This is a genomic window from Bacillus sp. LK2 (genome assembly GCF_001043575.1).
GTDB lineage: Bacteria > Bacillota > Bacilli > Bacillales > Bacillaceae_G > Bacillus_A > Bacillus_A paramycoides.
In genome coordinates, this window is record NZ_LDUK01000116.1 from 1 (window position 1) to 312 (window position 312).

General features: G+C 32.4%; 1 pseudogene. It reads left to right on the top strand.

Annotation, left to right across the window (positions count from 1 at the left end):
• Positions 1-28: 28 nt before the first annotated feature.
• Positions 29-312, top strand: a pseudogene (locus VK90_RS27440) (peptigoglycan-binding protein LysM); the annotation flags it as partial.

Sequence of the window (312 nt, forward strand, 5' to 3'; positions counted from 1 at the left end):
CATAATGCCGATAATGGATAACAATCAAATGCCAAACATAATGCCAATAATGGATAACAATCAAATGCCAAACATAATGCCGATAATGGATAATAATCAAATGCCAAACATAATGCCGATAATGGATAATAATCAAATGCCAAACATAATGCCAATAATGGATAATAATCAAATGCCAAACATAATGCCAATAATGGATAACAATCAAATGCCAAACATGATGCCAATAATGGATAGCAACCAACCACCGAACATAATGCCAATAATGGATAACAATCAAATGCCAAACATAATGCCGATAATGGATAACAA